The sequence below is a fragment of the Cupriavidus sp. SW-Y-13 genome, assembly GCF_009793345.1.
In the GTDB taxonomy this organism is placed as follows: domain Bacteria; phylum Pseudomonadota; class Gammaproteobacteria; order Burkholderiales; family Burkholderiaceae; genus Cupriavidus.
Genome location: NZ_WHLX01000001.1, coordinates 2,422,320 through 2,439,217, shown reverse-complemented (window position 1 = coordinate 2,439,217; position 16,898 = coordinate 2,422,320). Strand labels below are relative to the sequence as shown.

Below are 16,898 nucleotides of genomic sequence, written 5' to 3'. Positions count from 1 at the left end.
GGCTTCGGCCAACGCGGAGCAGGGTCAGGTTGTATCGTTCAACACATCTTTTCGAATAGAGAAAACATGAAAAAGATCGTGATCACGCTGCTGGCATGCCTGGGCATGCTGCAACTGGCTGGCTGCAATACCGTGGCCGGATTGGGCAAGGACACGCAGGCTGCCGGGCAGGCACTCGAGAACGCCGCCCGGAAGTAAGGAAATCATCATGGACAAGTTCACTGTACACAGCGGCATTGCAGCGCCGCTCGATCGTGAGAACGTCGATACCGACGCGATCATCCCGAAGCAGTTCCTGAAGTCGATCAAGCGCACGGGCTTCGGTCCGAACCTGTTTGACGAATGGCGGTACAAGGATGTGGGCCAGCCGGGCCAGGACAACAGCAACCGTCCGCTGAACCCGGACTTCGTGCTGAACCAGCCGCGCTACCAGGGCGCGTCGATCCTGCTGGCGCGCAACAACTTCGGCTGCGGCAGCTCGCGCGAGCACGCGCCGTGGGCGCTGACGCAATACGGCTTCCGCGCCGTGATCGCGCCGAGCTTCGCCGATATCTTCTTCAACAACTGCTACAAGAACGGCCTGCTGCCGGTAGCGCTGACCGAGCAACAGGTGGACCACCTGTTCAACGAGACCAACGCGTTTCCGGGCTACCAGTTGACGATCGATCTCGACAAGCAGGTCGTCACCACGCCGGGTGGCACCAGCTATCCGTTCGACATCGCTCCGTTCCGCAAGTACTGCATGCTGAATGGCTTCGACGATATCGCCCTGACGCTGCGCCACAACGACAAGATCAAGGCGTACGAAGCCGAACGCCTGACCAAGATGCCGTGGCTCGGCAACCGTCTGGTCGGCTGATCCAGCAACGCACAGGTAAAAAAGGAAACACGAGATGAAGATTGCAGTCCTGCCGGGCGATGGCATCGGCCCCGAGATCGTTGCCGAAGCTGTCAAGGTGCTCAACGCCCTCGACGAGAAGTTCGAAATGGAAACCGCGCCCGTGGGCGGCGCCGGCTACGAGGCCGAAGGCCATCCGCTGCCGGACAACACGCTGAAGCTGGCAAAGGAAGCCGATGCGATCCTGTTCGGCGCCGTGGGCGACTGGAAGTACGACAGCCTGGAGCGCCCGCTGCGCCCGGAGCAGGCCATCCTGGGCCTGCGCAAGCACCTGCAGCTGTTCGCCAACTTCCGCCCGGCAATCTGCTATCCCGAGCTGACTGGCGCATCGAGCCTGAAGCCCGAACTCGTGGCCGGCCTCGACATCCTGATCGTGCGCGAACTGAACGGCGACATCTACTTCGGCCAGCCGCGCGGCGTGCGCGAGGCGCCGGACGGCTTGTTCAAGGGCGCCCGTGAAGGCTTCGACACGATGCGTTACAGCGAGCCTGAAATCCGCCGCATCGCCCACGTGGCCTTCCAGGCCGCCGCCAAGCGTGGCAAGAAGCTGTGCAGTGTGGACAAGGCCAACGTGCTTGAGACCTTCCAGTTCTGGAAGGACATCGTGATCGAGGTCAGCAAGGAGTATCCGGATGTCGAGCTGTCGCACATGTACGTGGACAACGCCGCGATGCAACTGGTGAAGGCGCCCAAGAGCTTCGACGTGATCGTCACGGGCAACATGTTCGGCGACATCCTGTCGGATGAAGCCGCCATGCTGACGGGTTCCATCGGCATGCTGCCGTCGGCCTCGCTGGATGCGAACAACAAGGGTCTGTACGAGCCGTCGCACGGCTCGGCACCGGACATCGCCGGCAAGGGCGTGGCCAATCCGCTGGCCACGATCCTGTCCGCCGCCATGATGCTACGCTACTCGCTGAATCGTGCCGAACAGGCCGACCGCATCGAGAATGCCGTCAAGAAGGTGCTGGCCCAGGGCTACCGCACCGGCGACATCCTGACGCCGGGCTGCAAGCAGGTGGGCACGAAGGAAATGGGCGAGGCTGTGCTGGCGGCGCTGTAAGCACCGCGGTTTCCTGCCCGTCGGTTTGCTCCCCTCTCCCGCATGCGGGAGAGGGGAGTAAGGTAGCGAAACGCTACAAAACGCCGCAATTCCGCCCGCGGCATCACCGCAAATTCGTGTAGACTCTCCCGTCATGGCCCGAATCCCCCAGTCCTATCTGACTGTTTCCGCTGCAGCCGCCACTATCATTACAGTGCGTGGCGCGATCGGCATGGATTCGCACAGCCTGGCGGTTACCGCCACGACGATTAAAACCATTACCAAAACGATCCCCTAAGATCGTTCGTCGTGCCTGCCCGTCTTCCCCGCGCAGCCACGCCGGGCGAGGAAAATGGCGGGGAAGTTCACATCACATCCGAGGTAAGTCATGATTGTAGGTCTCGTCGGTTGGCGAGGAATGGTCGGCAGCGTCCTGATGCAGCGCATGCAGGAAGAGGGCGATTTCGACCATATCGAGCCCATTTTCTTCAGCACGTCCAACGCAGGCGGCAAGGCCCCGGCGATGGCGAAGAATGAAATCACGCTGAAAGATGCGAACGACATCGAGGCACTGAAGAAGTGCGACGTGGTGCTCACCGCCCAGGGTGGCGACTACACGAACGATGTGTTTCCGCGCCTGCGCGCCGCTGGCTGGAACGGCTACTGGATTGATGCGGCTTCGTCGCTGCGCATGAAGGACGATGCGATCATCGTGCTGGACCCGGTCAACCTGGGTGTGATCAAGGATGCGCTGTCGAAGGGCGTCAAGAACTTCATCGGCGGCAACTGCACGGTCAGCTGCATGATGATGGGTCTGGGCGGTCTGTTCGAAGCCGACCTGATCGAGTGGATGACCTCGATGACGTACCAGGCCGCCTCGGGCGGCGGTGCCCAGCACATGCGCGAGCTGCTGACGCAGTTCGGCACGCTGAACAACGCGGTCAAGCCGCTGCTGGACAACCCGGCGTCGGCTATCCTCGAGATCGACCGTCAGATCCTGGCTACCCAGCACGGCCTGTCCGCCGATGAAACGAAGCAGTTTGGCGTGCCCCTGGCTGGCAACCTGATTCCGTGGATCGACAAGGACCTGGGCAACGGCGTTTCCAAGGAAGAATGGAAGGGCGGTGCCGAGACCAACAAGATCCTGGGCCGCGGCGAAGGCTTCGTGGGCGCCACTGGCGCGGCCCCGATTGCCGTGGACGGCCTGTGCGTGCGGATTGGCGCAATGCGCTGCCACTCGCAAGCGCTGACCATCAAGCTGCGGAAGGATGTGCCGCTGGACGAGATCGAAGGCATGCTGGCCGCCAACAACCAGTGGGCCAAGGTCGTGCCGAACACGCGCGAAGCCAGCATGAAGGATCTGACGCCGGCCGCCGTGACGGGCACGCTGACGATTCCGGTCGGTCGCTTGCGCAAGATGCAGATGGGTGGCGAGTACCTGTCGGCCTTCACCGTGGGCGACCAGCTCCTGTGGGGCGCTGCCGAACCCCTGCGTCGCATGCTGCGCATTCTGATCGAGGGTTGACCCTGAGAGTGACCTCTCCGCATCGTTGCGGGGAGGCAACAGAATACGTCGCTTTGCCAGCAACGCCGCGCCCCAGCGCGGCGTTGTCGCATCTGGAGACCTTTTTTCGGCAGGCTTGGTTCACAATACAGCCGGCATGCGCTTGGCTACGGGGTCGTCGTCACCCTGCGTCCGGGGAGGTTTCCGGTTGCGCCGGGAGGCGGTATGGACGAGAGGCAGGGCAGGGACGAAGTCCGACAAAATATCGGAACTCCGTGCTGCACCGGCATCCGTCTGCCAGCCAGCCATTTTGGGGTCGGGTTACTTTATCGCTACTAAAAAATAATGGAGCACAAGGTGAGTGTGAGCCTACATCGCCGGAAAGATGCGCCTACTGTCCGTCAGCGCTGGTCAACGCTGGCCGTCACGGCATTCGGTTTGCTGCTTGCGCAGCCTGCCGCCTATGCTGCGGGGTTCGGGCAATTGCGGGTCCAATCCAATCTGGGTCAGCCGCTCCAGGCTGAAATCGATATCACCGGCGTCACGGCCGAGGAAGCCGACGGCCTGGCCGTCAAGCTGGCCCCGCCGTCCGCCTATACGCGTGCGGGGCTGACGTACCTGCCGGCGATCTCGGGTGTGAAGCTCGACATCCAGCGGCGTGCGAACGGCACCTACGTTGCCACCGTCCGCTCCAGCCAGCCACTCAGCGAGCCGTTTGTCGACATCCTTGTCGACATGACATGGTCCAGCGGCAAGGTCACGCGAGCCTACACGTTCTTGCTCGACCCGGCTGGCGCCAAGCCTTCCAACCAGGCCTTCGCGCCCACCACGGTCGTCCAGGCTGCCACACCTGATGCATCGCCGGCCGCCGCGCCGACGCAGGCGCCGGCACCTGTTGCCGCTGCACCCACACCCGCCCCGTCCGCACAGATCCAGCGTCCGACGCCGACCCGCCAGCCGAACCGCGCCGCTGCGCCGGCTCCCGAAGGCACCACGGCCAGCACTGCCAACGGCCAGTACACCGTCCAGCGCGGTGACACGCTCTACACGATCGCCGGCGATGCCGCGCAAGGCCAGGATGCCGTGTCGCTAGAGCAGATGCTGCTCGCGCTGTATCGCAACAATCCCAATGCCTTCATCGGCGGCAATATCAACCGGATCAAGTCCGGTGCCGTGCTGAAGGTGCCGAGCACCCAGCAGGCGCAGTCGGTCAGCCCCAGGGAGGCCCGCCGCGAAGTGGTCGCTCGCACGCAGGGCTTCGACAGCTATCGCAGCCGCCTGGCCGCTGCTGCCGCCGCCAAGTCGGTGGATGCCGGTTCGGGCCGCCAGCAATCGGGCAATGTCACGGCACGCGTGCAGGACACGACGGTGCCCGACGCCGGACAGCGCGATGAGCTGAAGCTGTCGAAGGCCGACAAGGGCGCCCAGGCCAAGGCGCAAGCTCAGGCCGAGGCCGACGTGGCAACGCAGCGCAAGCTGAAGGAAGCCGAGTCGCGCGTGACGGAGCTGGAGAAGAATATCTCCGACATGCAGCGCTTGATGGAGCTGAAGAATGCGGAGATCGCCAAGCTGAACCAGGCGAACCAGGCCGCGAAGGCAGCTACTCCGGCAACTCCGGCCGCCGCGCCGAAGGTTGCCGAGACCGCCGCCGCCCCGGCGCCGACCGTCGTAGCACCGGAACCGGCCAAGCCGGCCGAGGCCACCAGCACGGCCACGCCGGAGCCGGCGCCTGCTGCTACCGCTGCGGTTGCCGCGGCATCTGCTCCGCAAGCGACTGCCGCTTCCGTTCCGCAGGCTGCAACTGCTTCGGCGCCGCAAGCCGCAGTCCCGGCTTCGGCACCTGTCGCAGCCAAGAAGAAGCCGCCTGTTATCCAGCCCGTGCCGGAGCCTTCGTTCGTCGACGAACTGCTCGCCAACCCGATGCTGTTGCCCGGCGCAGGTGTGCTGGTTGCGTTGCTTGGCGGATATGCGTACTATCGCCGCCGCCAGAAGCAGAAGGCGGGCGAGAATACGGGTTTTGGCGACAGCATCCTGTCCCAGGAAAGCACGGTCATGGCCGGCGGGCATTCGCTGTTCGGCACGGCCGGTGGCCAGAGCGTCGATACCTCGCAGCACAGCGTGTTCGGTGCCGACTTCCGCATTGGCAACAATTCGCACGAGGCAACGGAAGTGGATCCGATTGCCGAGGCCGAGGTGTATATCGCCTACGGACGCGATGTGCAGGCCGAAGAGATCCTGCGCGAAGCGTTGCAACAAAGTCCGGAGCGTCAGGCCATTCGCCTGAAACTGCTGGAGATCTATAACACTCGCCAGGATGTGGAAGGTTTTCGGGTGATTGCAGAAGAAATGTTCACCCAGACGGGCGGGCAAGGTGCGGACTGGCTCCAGGCCGCGGAAATGGGGCGCAAGCTCGATCCCAATACGGCGCTGTATTTGTCTGTCGCGCCTGACACGATCGTGGAAGCCGATACGACCACGCCCGCCGCGGACCAGTGGCGCACGCAGGATCCGGCACAGGCGCAGGGCATGGTGACCGGCGGTATGCCGGATCTGGCGCTGCCGCTCGACGCGTTCCCTGCGCCAGCGGCTGGCGAACCCATCGTGGCGCCGGAATCGGCCGCGCTGGTGTTCGGCCATGATGCGTCGCAACCGGTAGCGCGTCTCGACGACATCCTGGATGCGTCCCTGGACGATGCCGATGCGCACGCCGGTGTGCCGCCGCTCGACGCTCCGACTCGCTCGCGTCCGCTCGAGTTCGACATGTCGAGCCTGTCGCTGGACCTGAATCCGGCGAAGTCCGATATGCCGGCCACTCCGGAAGCGGCGCCGATCGGGTTCGATGTGCCGTCGTTGACGGAATCGACGCTGCCGCTGCCCGCGACCACGATGCTCCAGAACGGCCGGCTCGCCGAGCCGATCGACCTGAGCCGCGTGACGTCGGAAGGTATGGGCGATTCCACGCATGGTGTGTCGGCCAGTACGTTGTCGGCCACTGGCATGGATGGGGGCCGCGACATGCAGATCAAGCTCGATCTGGCGCGCGCCTACATCGAGATCGGCGACAAGGAAGGTGCCCGCGAACTGCTGCAGGAAGTGGTGGACCAGTCGCAAGATCCGCTGCAAACCGAAGCCCGTACGCTGCTGCGCGAGGTGGCCTGAAAGCAGGGTAGGGACGCTGTGCGGCCTGAGGTCAGATCGAAAGATCCAATCCAAAGGCCGGTATGATGCAGGGTTTGCGGCGTGCCGGAGTCATGGCCCGCCGCGGCCCGAAGCGATGCGCCGGAAGCGTCCCTTCCGGCGCATTTTGTTTTTGGGCATCCGATATTCATGAACCGTATCGCCATCGGCCTCCAGTACGACGGATCGGCTTTCTCGGGCTGGCAGTCCCAGCCCCACCGCAATACCGTGCAGGATCATCTGGAAGACGCCATAGAGCGTTTCGCTGGCGTGCGCCTGCTGACCACGGTGGCGGGGCGGACCGACACGGGTGTCCATGCGCTCGGTCAGGTGATCCATCTCGACACCGAACTGAACCGCGACAAGTTCTCGTGGGTGCGCGGGGTCAATGCCTTCTTGCCGCAGTCCATTGCGCTGCAATGGGCGGAGCCGGTCGACGATGGTTTTCACGCGCGTTTCCTGGCCTACGAGCGCATGTATTACTACGCGCTCTACACGGGACCGCACCGGGTGCCGATGATCCACGGCCGGGCGGGCTACCAGATGCTGCCGCCGGGGCAGCGGCTGGACGTGGCGGCGATGCGCGCTGCCGCTGGCTGCCTGATCGGCGAGCACGATTTCTCGGCATTCCGGGCTGCCGAATGCCAGGCCAAGTCGCCGGTCAAGACGATGTACGACGTCACGATCGGGGCCGACGGCAACTGGGTATTTCTGCGCTTTCGAGCCAGTGCCTTCCTGCATCACATGGTGCGCAACCTGATGGGTTGCCTCGTAGCCGTGGGGCGCGGACGTTATCCGGCGGAATGGATGGCTGAGGTGCTGGCAGGCCGCAACCGTCAGAAGGCCGCGCCGACCTTCATGCCGGACGGCCTCTATCTGGTGGACGTCAAGTATCCTGAGCCGTACCAGCTGCCCCGCGCGGACCGCTCGGCCAGCTTCTTCCACGGCGTGTTTCCCGACAATTCCCAAGGACCCGATCATGGCGCCTGATTCCGACCGCGTACCTGCCCGTACGCGCATCAAGATCTGCGGACTGACGCGCGCCGAAGACGTGCGCGCCGCCGTTGACGCGGGCGCCGATGCGATTGGCCTGGTCTTCTACGACAAGAGTCCTCGCCATGTGGATGTGGCGCGCGCGGCGGCGCTGGCCGAGCAGGTGCCCCCATTCGTGACCGTGACCGGCCTGTTCGTCAATGCCGATGCCGAGGAAGTGGCCCATGTGACCGAGCGTGTGCCGTTGACGTTGCTTCAGTTCCACGGCGATGAGACGCCGGAGCAATGCGCCGCCATTGCCCGGCGCTGTCGGCTGCCTTTCGTGCGAGCGGCCCGTGTTCGGCAGGGCCTCGATTTGGTAGAATTCGCCGATCTGTACCGTGACGCTGCCGGCCTGTTGCTCGACGCCTTCGTCGAAGGCTATGGCGGTGGCGGCCACGTCTTCGACTGGACCCTGATTCCTGCTCAATGGCTTCCGCCCGATCCTGCTATCCCACCCGCCAGCGACGCTCCTCGCATCGTTTTGAGTGGTGGGTTGAACGCGCAAAACGTCGCTGGCGCGATTGAACGCGTGCGCCCCTATGCCGTGGATGTCAGCAGCGGCGTGGAGGCGTCCAAGGGTGTGAAGGACCACGCCCGCATTGCCGCATTCGTGCGCGCCGTGCGACTGGCGGATGCAGGGCAGGCCGGTAGCTGATTCGCTTGCCGATTGGCTGCCTCCCTCCCTTCGCCACACCGGCCGCCCGATTCCCGTTTTCCGCACTCCGCCGCCAAGACCGCGCGGAGCGCCACCTGAGAGCCTGGACATGTACGACCTGCCCGATCAACGCGGCCACTTCGGCCCCTATGGCGGTACCTTTGTTTCCGAAACGCTGGTCCACGCACTGGACGAACTGCGCGATGCCTATGCGCACTTCCAGAAGGACCCGGAGTTCGATGCCGAATACCGGCGCGAACTGAAGCACTTTGTTGGCCGGCCTTCGCCGATCTATCACGCACAACGCTGGAGCGAGACGCTCGGCGGCGCGCAGATCTACTTCAAGCGCGAAGACCTGAATCACACCGGCGCGCACAAGATCAACAACGTGATTGGTCAGGCGCTGCTGGCCAAGCGCATGGGCAAGAAGCGCGTGATTGCCGAGACCGGCGCCGGCCAGCACGGCGTGGCCACGGCCACGATCGCCGCGCGCTTCGGTATGGAGTGCGTGGTCTACATGGGCTCTGAGGACGTGCGTCGCCAGGCGGCCAACGTCTACCGGATGAAGCTGCTCGGCGCCACCGTGGTGCCTGTGGAAAGTGGCTCGAAGACGCTCAAGGACGCCCTCAACGAAGCCATGCGCGACTGGGTGACCAACGTGGAAACCACGTTCTACATCATCGGCACCGTGGCGGGTCCGCACCCGTATCCGATGATGGTCCGTGACTTCCAGTGCGTGATCGGTGAAGAGTCGAAGGTCCAGATGCCCGAACTGACCGGACGCCAGCCCGATGCCGTGATCGCCTGCGTGGGCGGCGGCTCGAATGCGATGGGGATTTTCTACCCGTATATCGATCACAAGGACGTGGAACTGATCGGCGTGGAAGCGGCCGGCGATGGCCTGGAGACGGGTCGCCATGCGGCGTCGCTCACTGGCGGCTCGCCGGGCGTGCTGCACGGTAACCGCACGTACCTGCTGCAGGACGAGAACGGCCAGATCATCGAGACGCATTCGGTCTCGGCCGGCCTGGACTATCCAGGCGTAGGTCCCGAGCACGCATGGCTCAAGGACCTGGGCCGCGCGCAGTATGTGCCGATCACCGATGAAGAGGCGCTGCGCGCCTTCCACGATTGCTGCCGCATCGAAGGCATCATCCCGGCGCTGGAATCGAGCCATGCCATCGCCTATGCCTGCAAGCTGGCGCCGACGTTGCCGAAGGACAAGCTGCTGCTCGTGAACCTCTCCGGTCGGGGCGACAAGGACATGCATACCGTGGCCGAACGTGGAGGCTTGAAGCTGTAATGCGCGCGCTGCCCCCTGACTCGACTGCATCCCAGGCAGAAACGGGCGGCGCCGCGGCGCCGTTCGATATTCTCGATACCGAGGCCGTGCGTCTCTATCAGGAAGACGCGCTCGACGGCATCCAGCGGATCGCCGACGGCTCGGTGGACCTGATCGTCGCCGATCCGCCCTATGGACTGGGCAAGGACTACGGCAACGACTCGGACCTGCTGTCTGGTGATGCCTACCTGGAATGGTCCGAGCGCTGGATGGACGCGATCATTCCGAAGCTGGCCCCGCGCGGCACGCTGTACCTGTTCTGCACCTGGCAATACTCGCCTGAACTGTTCGTGATGCTCAAGAAGCGTCTGACGATGATCAACGAGATCATCTGGGATCGCCGCGTGCCGAGCATGGGCGGCACGACGCGCAAGTTTTCGTCGGTGCACGACAACATTGGTTTCTTCGCTCGCCAGCGCGACTATTACTTCGATCTCGATCCGGTGCGTATTCCTTACGATGCCGAGACCAAGAAGGCGCGCAGCCGTCCGCGCTTCGAAGGCAAGAAGTGGCTGGAAGTGGGCTACAACCCCAAGGATCTCTGGAGCGTGCCGCGTATTCACCGGCAGGACCCCGAGCGCGCCGATCACCCGACTCAGAAGCCGCTGGAGATCGTGGAGCGCATGGTGCTGTCGAGCTGCCCGCCCGGTGGTGTTGTGCTGGACCCGTTCACGGGTAGCGGCACCACGGCCGTGGCGTGTGTGCGCCATGGCCGGCGTTTTGTCGGTTTCGAGATGAATCCGCAATACGCCGGGTTGGTGCGTGACCGCGTGACGGCCGCGCAGCCTGTGTATGCGCAGATCCGCCCCGATACCGAAGCGGCCGCATCCGCCGAAACTTCCGACCTGACCCCGGACGCTGCCAACGACGAGGCCGATGCTTCGCCGGTGCAGCGCCTCATCTGACGCCGATGGCCACAGACATGTCCCGTATCCAGACGACTTTCGCGGCACTGGCCGCGCAGAACAAGAAGGGCCTGATTCCGTTTATCACGGCGGGCGATCCCGAACCCGGCCTGACCGTAGCGCTGATGCACGCGCTGGTGGAAGGCGGCGCCGATGTGATCGAACTCGGCGTACCGTTCTCGGACCCGATGGCCGACGGGCCTGTGATCCAGCGTGCGTCGGAACGCGCGCTGGCACAGGGCGTGTCGCTCAAGCACGTGCTGGAGTGGGTAGCCGAGTTCCGCAAGACCGACAATGCCACGCCCGTGGTCCTGATGGGTTATGCCAACCCGATCGAACGCATGGGCGAGGAGACCTTTGCCCGCGCCGCTGCCGCAGCCGGTGTGGACGGCGTACTCGTGGTGGACTATCCCCCCGAGGAGTGCGAGTCGTTCGCCGGACTGATGCGCGAGCACAGCATGGACCCGATTTTCCTGCTTGCGCCAACCTCTACCGACGATCGCATCGCTGCCGTGGCGAAGGTGGCCAGCGGCTATCTTTACTATGTGTCGTTGAAGGGCGTGACCGGTTCGGCCACGCTCGACCTCGACAGCGTGGCAGCGCGTCTGCCGCTGATCAAGCAGCACGCCAACCTGCCGGTCGGTGTCGGTTTCGGCATTCGCGATGCGCAGACCGCTCGCGCTATCGGCAGCGTGGCAGACGCCGTAGTGATCGGTAGTCGCCTGGTTCAACTGCTCGAAGATGCACCGCGCGATCAGGCCGTAGCGGCGCTGCGTACGTTCATCGGCGGCATCCGCGAGGCACTGGACGCCTGAAAACGTGTCCAACACCCCATGAATCGGTGAAAAATCACGCTCCAATTGTGTCTTTCAATGCACAATTGGCGCGTTTTGCTTCGATCCGACTGTCCGGGCATGGTAAATTCGCGGCCTGATTCCCTGCCGCCGCAGTGTGACAAGCGTGCGGCAGCTATCCGAAAGGAGCTTTCATGAGCTGGTTGGATAAACTCCTCCCTCCCAAGATTCAACAGACCGACCCCTCCACCCGCAAGGGCATTCCGGAAGGGCTGTGGGTCAAGTGCCCGTCGTGCGAGTCCACGCTGTACCGCACGGACGTCGAGGCCAATCTGCACGTCTGCCCGAAGTGCGACCACCATATGCGCATCCGCTCGCGCGAGCGGCTGGACAAGCTGCTGGACGCCGAGGGCCGCTATGAAATCGGCCAGGAAATCGTGCCGGTCGACGCGCTGAAGTTCAAGGACACGAAGAAGTACCCGGACCGCATCAAGGCCGCCATGGAAGACACTGGCGAGACCGATGCGATGGTGGTCATGGGTGGTGCGATCCACACGATTCCCGTGGTCGTGAGCTGCTTCGAATTCGAATTCATGGGTGGTTCGATGGGTTCGGTAGTGGGCGAACGCTTCGCGCGCGGCGCTCAGGCGGCGCTCGAGCAGAAGGTGCCGTTCATCTGCATTACCGCCACGGGCGGTGCGCGTATGCAGGAGAGCCTGCTGTCGCTGATGCAGATGGCCAAGACCACGGCCATGCTGAATCAGCTGTCGAACGCCAAGCTGCCGTTCATCAGCGTGCTGACCGATCCGACGATGGGTGGCGTGTCCGCCTCGTTCGCCTTCCTGGGCGATGTGGTGATTGCCGAACCGAAGGCGCTGATCGGCTTTGCCGGCCCGCGCGTGATCGAGCAGACCGTGCGCGAGAAGCTGCCGGAAGGCTTCCAGCGCGCCGAGTTCCTGCTGCAGAAGGGCGCCATCGACATGATTGTCGACCGCCGCCGCCTGCGCGCGGAACTGGCGCAACTGCTGGCACTGCTGCAGAAGCAGCCGGCCGACGCGGTAGCCTGACGCGGTAGCGTGATTTGCAGGACAATGGCGCGGGTGCCTTAACCCGCGCCATTTTCTTTTTGTGTGTCGTCCATCAGCAATGCCCATCTTCCACACTCTCCCCGACTGGCTGAAACACCTCGAAACCGCCCATCCTGTGGGCATCGACATGGGTTTGACGCGGATATCGCGCGTCAAGGAAGCGCTGGGCCTGCGCATCGACGCCGTGGTCTTCACGGTGGGCGGCACCAACGGCAAGGGTTCGACCTGCGCGATGCTCGAACGCATCCTGCTGGAAGCCGGCTACAAGGTGGGCCTGCATACGTCGCCGCACCTGATTTCGTTCAACGAGCGTGCGCGCCTGAATGGCGAGCAGGCCACCGATGCACAACTGCTGCCGCACTTCGAGGCCGTGGAACGCGCCCGGACGAGCTTTGCCGATCCGGTCAGCCTGACGTATTTCGAATTCACGACGCTTGCGATCATCCACATGTTCGCCAACGCTGGCCTCGACGCCATCGTCCTTGAAGTGGGGCTGGGCGGCCGGCTGGATGCCACGAACGTGATCGATACGGATTGCGCGGTGATTACCAGCGTCGACATCGATCACACCGAGTACCTGGGCGACACCCGCGAGAAGATTGGCTACGAGAAGGCGGGCATTTTCCGCCCGAATGTGCCGGCGATCTGTGGCGACCCCGTGCCGCCCCAGTCGATGATCGACCACGCGGAAGCGATCGGCGCCGATCTCTGGCTGGTAGGGCGTGACTTCCGCCATCAGGCCGCGCCGGGGCAGGAGCGCCAGCAGTGGGACTGGACTGGCCGCGAGCGCAAGCTCAATGGTCTCGGCTATCCGGCCTTGCGCGGCGCGAACCAGTTGCTGAATGCGTCGGCGGCGCTGGCAGCGCTGCAGGCCATGCGCCCGCACCTGCCGGTGAGCGCGCAGGAAGTGCGCAATGGCCTGGCATTCGTCGAACTGCCGGGACGATTCCAGGTGATGCCGGGTCGTCCGGCTGTCATCCTCGATGTGGCACATAATCCGCATGCCTCGGCCACGCTGGGCCAGAATCTCGACAACATGGGATTCTTCCGCTACACGTACGCGGTGTTCGGCGCGATGGCGGACAAGGACATTGCCGGGGTATTGCAGCAGGTGGCCGACAAGGTGGATCACTGGTGCATGTGCGACCTGCCCACGGCGCGTGCCGCGAGCGGCGCCGACCTGCGGGCTGCGCTCGACACCACCGGCTTCCACGAAGGTCCCGACAACACGGTAGCGTTGTTCCCTAGCCCGGAATTGGCCTATCGCGATGCCATCGGGAGAGCCACCGAGAATGATAGAATCCTGGTCTTCGGGTCGTTCTACACCGTAGCGGGCGTGCTGGCCTACCGTGCCACGCAGGCCAACTAATTCGCTGACGGCGCTGCCACCCCATCGGCAGCCTGAATGACATCGCACCGAACACCAACATTGGGCATCTATGGGCCTGCTTTCGCTGTTTTCGTCCCGCAAGGGCAATGACCCGGCTCCCGAACGCGGTCGCCGCACACGGGCAGATTCCGGCTCCGGCATCGGTGCATCGCGCCGTACGGCGGACGACTACGCCGACCGGGCCGACGACAGTCTCGACCCCGACTTCCCGCAAAAGCAACGCGCCCGCCGCCGTTTGATCGGCGCCGTGGTGCTGCTGGCCGCGGCGGTCATCGTGTTGCCGATCGTGTTCGAGCACAAGCCACGCCCGGTCTCCGAAGACGTGGCCGTCAAGGTTGCCAACGGGCAGGGCGGCACGCAGAAGCCGAAGGTCGAGGCGCGCAAGGCTGACCCGCTGCCGCCCCAGGCATCCAGCGGCCGTAACGATGCGGCGCTCGATGCCGGCGAGGAAATCGTCAATGCACCTGCACCTGCCGCTGACAAGGGCAAGGCCGATGCCAAGGTTGCAGAGGCCAAGCCGGCGGACAAACCTGCTGCCAGCGCCAATGCCAACACCAAGTACCTGATTTTGATCGGCGCGTTCTCGTCGGAAGAGCGTGCGCGCGGCTGGTTGGCCAAGCTCAAGGAGAGCAAGGTGCCGGCCTACGTGGAAAAGAAGACCCTCTCCGATGGGGATCGCATCCTGCTGCGTGCCGGCCCGTTCAATAGCCGCGATGCCGTGGATGCAGCTGACAAGAAAGTACGTGCTATCGGGCTGACCTCGAAAGTGGTCGAGCAATAACACGGTGGAGCGGAGCGATTTGCGAAGCCTTGCCGTTGCAGGGCCGCGGACCGCCCCCATCTGACAGGGATCGAAGTCCGACGCATGGCATTTACTTTTTTCGACTATGGGGTGGCTTTCATCCTCGTGGCATCGGCATTGATTGGCGTGTTGCGGGGCCTCGTACGCGAGGTGCTGGCGCTGGTGGGCTGGGTAGTGGCCTTCGTGCTGGCCTACCATTTCGGTGGAATGGCCGCGCAATGGATGCCGGAATCGTTGCCGGGTGGCGCGCTGACGCGCAGTGCGCTGGGATTTCTGGCGGTGTTTTTCGGCACGTGGATCGTGGCGGCATTGGCAGGGGCCATCCTGGGCCAGTTACTGGAGACCACAGGCCTGAAACCTGCGGATCGCGGCTTGGGGTTTGTGTTTGGATTGGCGCGCGGCGCGCTGATCGTCATGCTTGTGGTCGTGGTCGCCGGACTGACGAAGCTGCCCGAGGAGCCGTTCTGGCGCGATGCGCTATCTCGGCCCTACGTCGTGCAGGCCATGAACGAGTTGCGGCAATGGCTGCCGCCCGACCTGGCGAAGTATGTGAAGACCTGAAATTGAAGGTCGGAAGTTGAAAACCTGATCAAGACGCGGGCGCCCGGACTTCGGCGCGCGCGCGGTGTAGTACCAACGCAGTTCCGTCGCGTACATGACGGAATCGCGCCCCTGAATTATTTGCCTTTCCTGGGAGTTCGGCATGTGCGGTATCGTCGGCGTGGTTTCCACCAGCCCTGTCAACCAATTGATCTATGACAGCCTGCTGCTGTTGCAACACCGCGGACAGGATGCAGCCGGCATCGCCACGGCCAATGGCAGCACCTTCCACATGCACAAGGCCAACGGCCTCGTGCGCGATGTGTTCCGCACGCGCAATATGCGCGGCCTGCCGGGCACTTCGGGCATCGGGCAGGTTCGCTACCCGACCGCCGGCTCCTCCAGCGAGGAAGAAGCCCAGCCGTTCTACGTGAATGCGCCGTACGGCATCATGCTGGCCCACAACGGCAACCTGACCAATTCGGAACAGCTTCGCGAGGAAATGTTCCGCCGCGACCGTCGCCACATCAACACGCATTCGGACTCCGAAGTGCTGCTGAACGTGCTGGCCGACGAGCTGCAACGGGCCAGCGGCGGCAAGGCGCTGGACCCGGAGATGATCTTCACGGCTGTGGCCGGTCTGCACCGCCGCGTGAAGGGCGCCTATGCGATCACGGCACAGATCTCGGGTTACGGCTTGCTGGCCGTGCGCGACCCGTTCGGCATCCGTCCGCTGTGCATCGGCAGTATGGATACCCCGACGGGCAAGGAATACCTGGTGGTGTCGGAGTCGGTAGCCCTGGAAGGCATGGGCTACACGATGGACCGTGACGTGGCCCCGGGCGAGGCGCTGTTCATCGACCTCGACGGCAAGCTGCACAGCAAGCAATGCGCCGAGAATCCGCAGTTGACGCCTTGCATCTTCGAATATGTCTACCTGGCCCGTCCGGATTCGTGCATCGACGGCGTGCCCGTCTACGATGCGCGCATGCGCATGGGTGACTATCTGGCCGAGAAGATCCGCCGCGAAGTGCCGGCAGGCGACATCGATGTGGTCATGCCGATTCCCGATTCGAGCCGTCCGGCCGCCATGCAGGTAGCCAATGCACTGGGCGTGCCGTACCGCGAGGGTTTCTTCAAGAATCGCTACGTTGGCCGTACCTTCATCATGCCGGGGCAAGCGGTGCGCAAGAAGTCGGTGCGCCAGAAGCTCAACGCGATGGGCGTGGAGTTCAAGGGCAAGAACGTGCTGATCGTCGATGACTCGATCGTGCGCGGTACGACGTCGTTCGAGATCGTGCAGATGGCACGCGACGCCGGCGCCAAGAAGGTGATCTTTGCCTCGGCTGCGCCGCCGGTGAAGTTCCCGAACGTGTATGGCATCGACATGCCGACGCGCAGCGAGCTGGTGGCCCATGGCCGCACCGACGAGGAAGTGGCCAAGATGATCGGCGCCGACCAGCTTGTCTATCAGGATGTGGAAGCGCTGAAGCAGGCTCTGCGCGATATCAACCCGAACCTGCGTGACTTCGATGCCTCGTGCTTCGATGGCAAGTACGTGACGGGGGATATCGACGAGGCTTACCTCGATCGCCTGGAGGCTTCGCGCACGACGGCAGACCGTGAAGGCCCGAGCGGTGAAACCGAGCGTTCGCAGCTTCACCTGCAGCGTTCGAGCAACAACGAATAACAACCAGAACAACCAACATTGGGTAGTGATTGCAGC

The 16,898-nt window shown here is 63.9% G+C and carries 15 protein-coding genes; all 15 read left to right on the top strand.

Annotated elements, in window-relative coordinates; genetic code table 11:
* Positions 1–66 precede the first annotated feature (66 nt).
* The 15 genes from GA566_RS10900 (at position 67) to purF (ending at position 16,862) form a co-directional block, all read left to right on the top strand.
* Positions 67–198: an entericidin A/B family lipoprotein gene (locus tag GA566_RS10900; RefSeq protein ID WP_130389614.1), complete on the top strand. Its 132-nt coding sequence runs from the start codon at positions 67–69 to the stop codon at positions 196–198.
* Positions 199–208: 10 nt separating this feature from the next.
* Complete coding sequence (gene leuD / locus GA566_RS10895) at positions 209–859, top strand: 3-isopropylmalate dehydratase small subunit (protein ID WP_160472736.1); 651 nt, start codon at positions 209–211, stop codon at positions 857–859.
* Positions 860–893: 34 nt separating this feature from the next.
* Positions 894–1,961 carry a 3-isopropylmalate dehydrogenase gene (gene leuB / locus GA566_RS10890; RefSeq protein WP_160472735.1) on the top strand — a complete coding sequence of 356 codons (1,068 nt, stop codon included), beginning with the start codon at positions 894–896 and terminating at the stop codon, positions 1,959–1,961.
* A 367-nt stretch (positions 1,962–2,328) separates the two neighbouring features.
* Positions 2,329–3,465: an aspartate-semialdehyde dehydrogenase gene (gene asd / locus GA566_RS10885; RefSeq protein WP_160472734.1), complete on the top strand. Its 1,137-nt coding sequence runs from the start codon at positions 2,329–2,331 to the stop codon at positions 3,463–3,465.
* A gap of 336 nt (positions 3,466–3,801) precedes the next feature.
* Positions 3,802–6,603: a FimV/HubP family polar landmark protein gene (locus GA566_RS10880; protein ID WP_160472733.1), complete on the top strand. Its 2,802-nt coding sequence runs from the start codon at positions 3,802–3,804 to the stop codon at positions 6,601–6,603.
* Between the two features lie 168 nt (positions 6,604–6,771).
* Positions 6,772–7,611 (top strand): tRNA pseudouridine(38-40) synthase TruA, encoded by an 840-nt coding sequence (gene truA / locus GA566_RS10875; protein WP_160472732.1) that lies wholly within the window; start codon positions 6,772–6,774, stop codon positions 7,609–7,611.
* The gene (locus tag GA566_RS10870) at positions 7,601–8,311 is read left to right on the top strand and encodes a phosphoribosylanthranilate isomerase (protein ID WP_160472731.1); all 711 of its coding nucleotides are present in this window, start codon (positions 7,601–7,603) and stop codon (positions 8,309–8,311) included. The genes truA and GA566_RS10870 overlap by 11 nt, the downstream gene beginning before the upstream one ends.
* Before the next feature lie 109 nt (positions 8,312–8,420).
* Complete coding sequence (gene trpB / locus GA566_RS10865) at positions 8,421–9,614, top strand: tryptophan synthase subunit beta (RefSeq protein ID WP_137923132.1); 1,194 nt, start codon at positions 8,421–8,423, stop codon at positions 9,612–9,614.
* Positions 9,614–10,558, top strand: a complete 945-nt coding sequence (locus tag GA566_RS10860) for a site-specific DNA-methyltransferase (protein WP_160472730.1) — start codon at positions 9,614–9,616, stop codon at positions 10,556–10,558. Before trpB ends, GA566_RS10860 begins: the two co-directional genes overlap by 1 nt.
* Positions 10,559–10,575: 17 nt before the next feature.
* Positions 10,576–11,373 (top strand): tryptophan synthase subunit alpha, encoded by a 798-nt coding sequence (gene trpA / locus GA566_RS10855; protein WP_137923130.1) that lies wholly within the window; start codon positions 10,576–10,578, stop codon positions 11,371–11,373.
* 173 nt (positions 11,374–11,546) lie between these two features.
* Positions 11,547–12,419 carry an acetyl-CoA carboxylase, carboxyltransferase subunit beta gene (gene accD, locus GA566_RS10850; protein WP_137923129.1) on the top strand — a complete coding sequence of 291 codons (873 nt, stop codon included), beginning with the start codon at positions 11,547–11,549 and terminating at the stop codon, positions 12,417–12,419.
* A gap of 79 nt (positions 12,420–12,498) precedes the next feature.
* Entirely contained in the window at positions 12,499–13,809 is a 1,311-nt protein-coding gene (gene folC, locus GA566_RS10845) for a bifunctional tetrahydrofolate synthase/dihydrofolate synthase (protein ID WP_160472729.1), read from the top strand.
* Positions 13,810–13,879: 70 nt separating this feature from the next.
* Positions 13,880–14,611, top strand: a complete 732-nt coding sequence (locus tag GA566_RS10840) for an SPOR domain-containing protein (protein ID WP_160472728.1) — start codon at positions 13,880–13,882, stop codon at positions 14,609–14,611.
* A gap of 84 nt (positions 14,612–14,695) precedes the next feature.
* Entirely contained in the window at positions 14,696–15,193 is a 498-nt protein-coding gene (locus GA566_RS10835) for a CvpA family protein (RefSeq protein WP_137923126.1), read from the top strand.
* A 142-nt stretch (positions 15,194–15,335) separates the two neighbouring features.
* Positions 15,336–16,862, top strand: coding sequence for an amidophosphoribosyltransferase (gene purF, locus GA566_RS10830; protein ID WP_137923125.1), 1,527 nt, complete (start codon positions 15,336–15,338; stop codon positions 16,860–16,862).
* The last annotated feature ends 36 nt before the right edge of the window (positions 16,863–16,898 follow it).

Coding starts and splice junctions, on each gene's coding strand:
- GA566_RS10900 (WP_130389614.1), top strand. CDS start 67: ATGAAAAAGATCGTGATCACGCTGCTGGCATGCCTGGGCATGCTGCAA.
- leuD (WP_160472736.1), top strand. CDS start 209: ATGGACAAGTTCACTGTACACAGCGGCATTGCAGCGCCGCTCGATCGT.
- leuB (WP_160472735.1), top strand. CDS start 894: ATGAAGATTGCAGTCCTGCCGGGCGATGGCATCGGCCCCGAGATCGTT.
- asd (WP_160472734.1), top strand. CDS start 2,329: ATGATTGTAGGTCTCGTCGGTTGGCGAGGAATGGTCGGCAGCGTCCTG.
- truA (WP_160472732.1), top strand. CDS start 6,772: ATGAACCGTATCGCCATCGGCCTCCAGTACGACGGATCGGCTTTCTCG.
- GA566_RS10870 (WP_160472731.1), top strand. CDS start 7,601: ATGGCGCCTGATTCCGACCGCGTACCTGCCCGTACGCGCATCAAGATC.
- trpB (WP_137923132.1), top strand. CDS start 8,421: ATGTACGACCTGCCCGATCAACGCGGCCACTTCGGCCCCTATGGCGGT.
- GA566_RS10860 (WP_160472730.1), top strand. CDS start 9,614: ATGCGCGCGCTGCCCCCTGACTCGACTGCATCCCAGGCAGAAACGGGC.
- trpA (WP_137923130.1), top strand. CDS start 10,576: ATGTCCCGTATCCAGACGACTTTCGCGGCACTGGCCGCGCAGAACAAG.
- accD (WP_137923129.1), top strand. CDS start 11,547: ATGAGCTGGTTGGATAAACTCCTCCCTCCCAAGATTCAACAGACCGAC.
- folC (WP_160472729.1), top strand. CDS start 12,499: ATGCCCATCTTCCACACTCTCCCCGACTGGCTGAAACACCTCGAAACC.
- GA566_RS10840 (WP_160472728.1), top strand. CDS start 13,880: ATGGGCCTGCTTTCGCTGTTTTCGTCCCGCAAGGGCAATGACCCGGCT.
- GA566_RS10835 (WP_137923126.1), top strand. CDS start 14,696: ATGGCATTTACTTTTTTCGACTATGGGGTGGCTTTCATCCTCGTGGCA.
- purF (WP_137923125.1), top strand. CDS start 15,336: ATGTGCGGTATCGTCGGCGTGGTTTCCACCAGCCCTGTCAACCAATTG.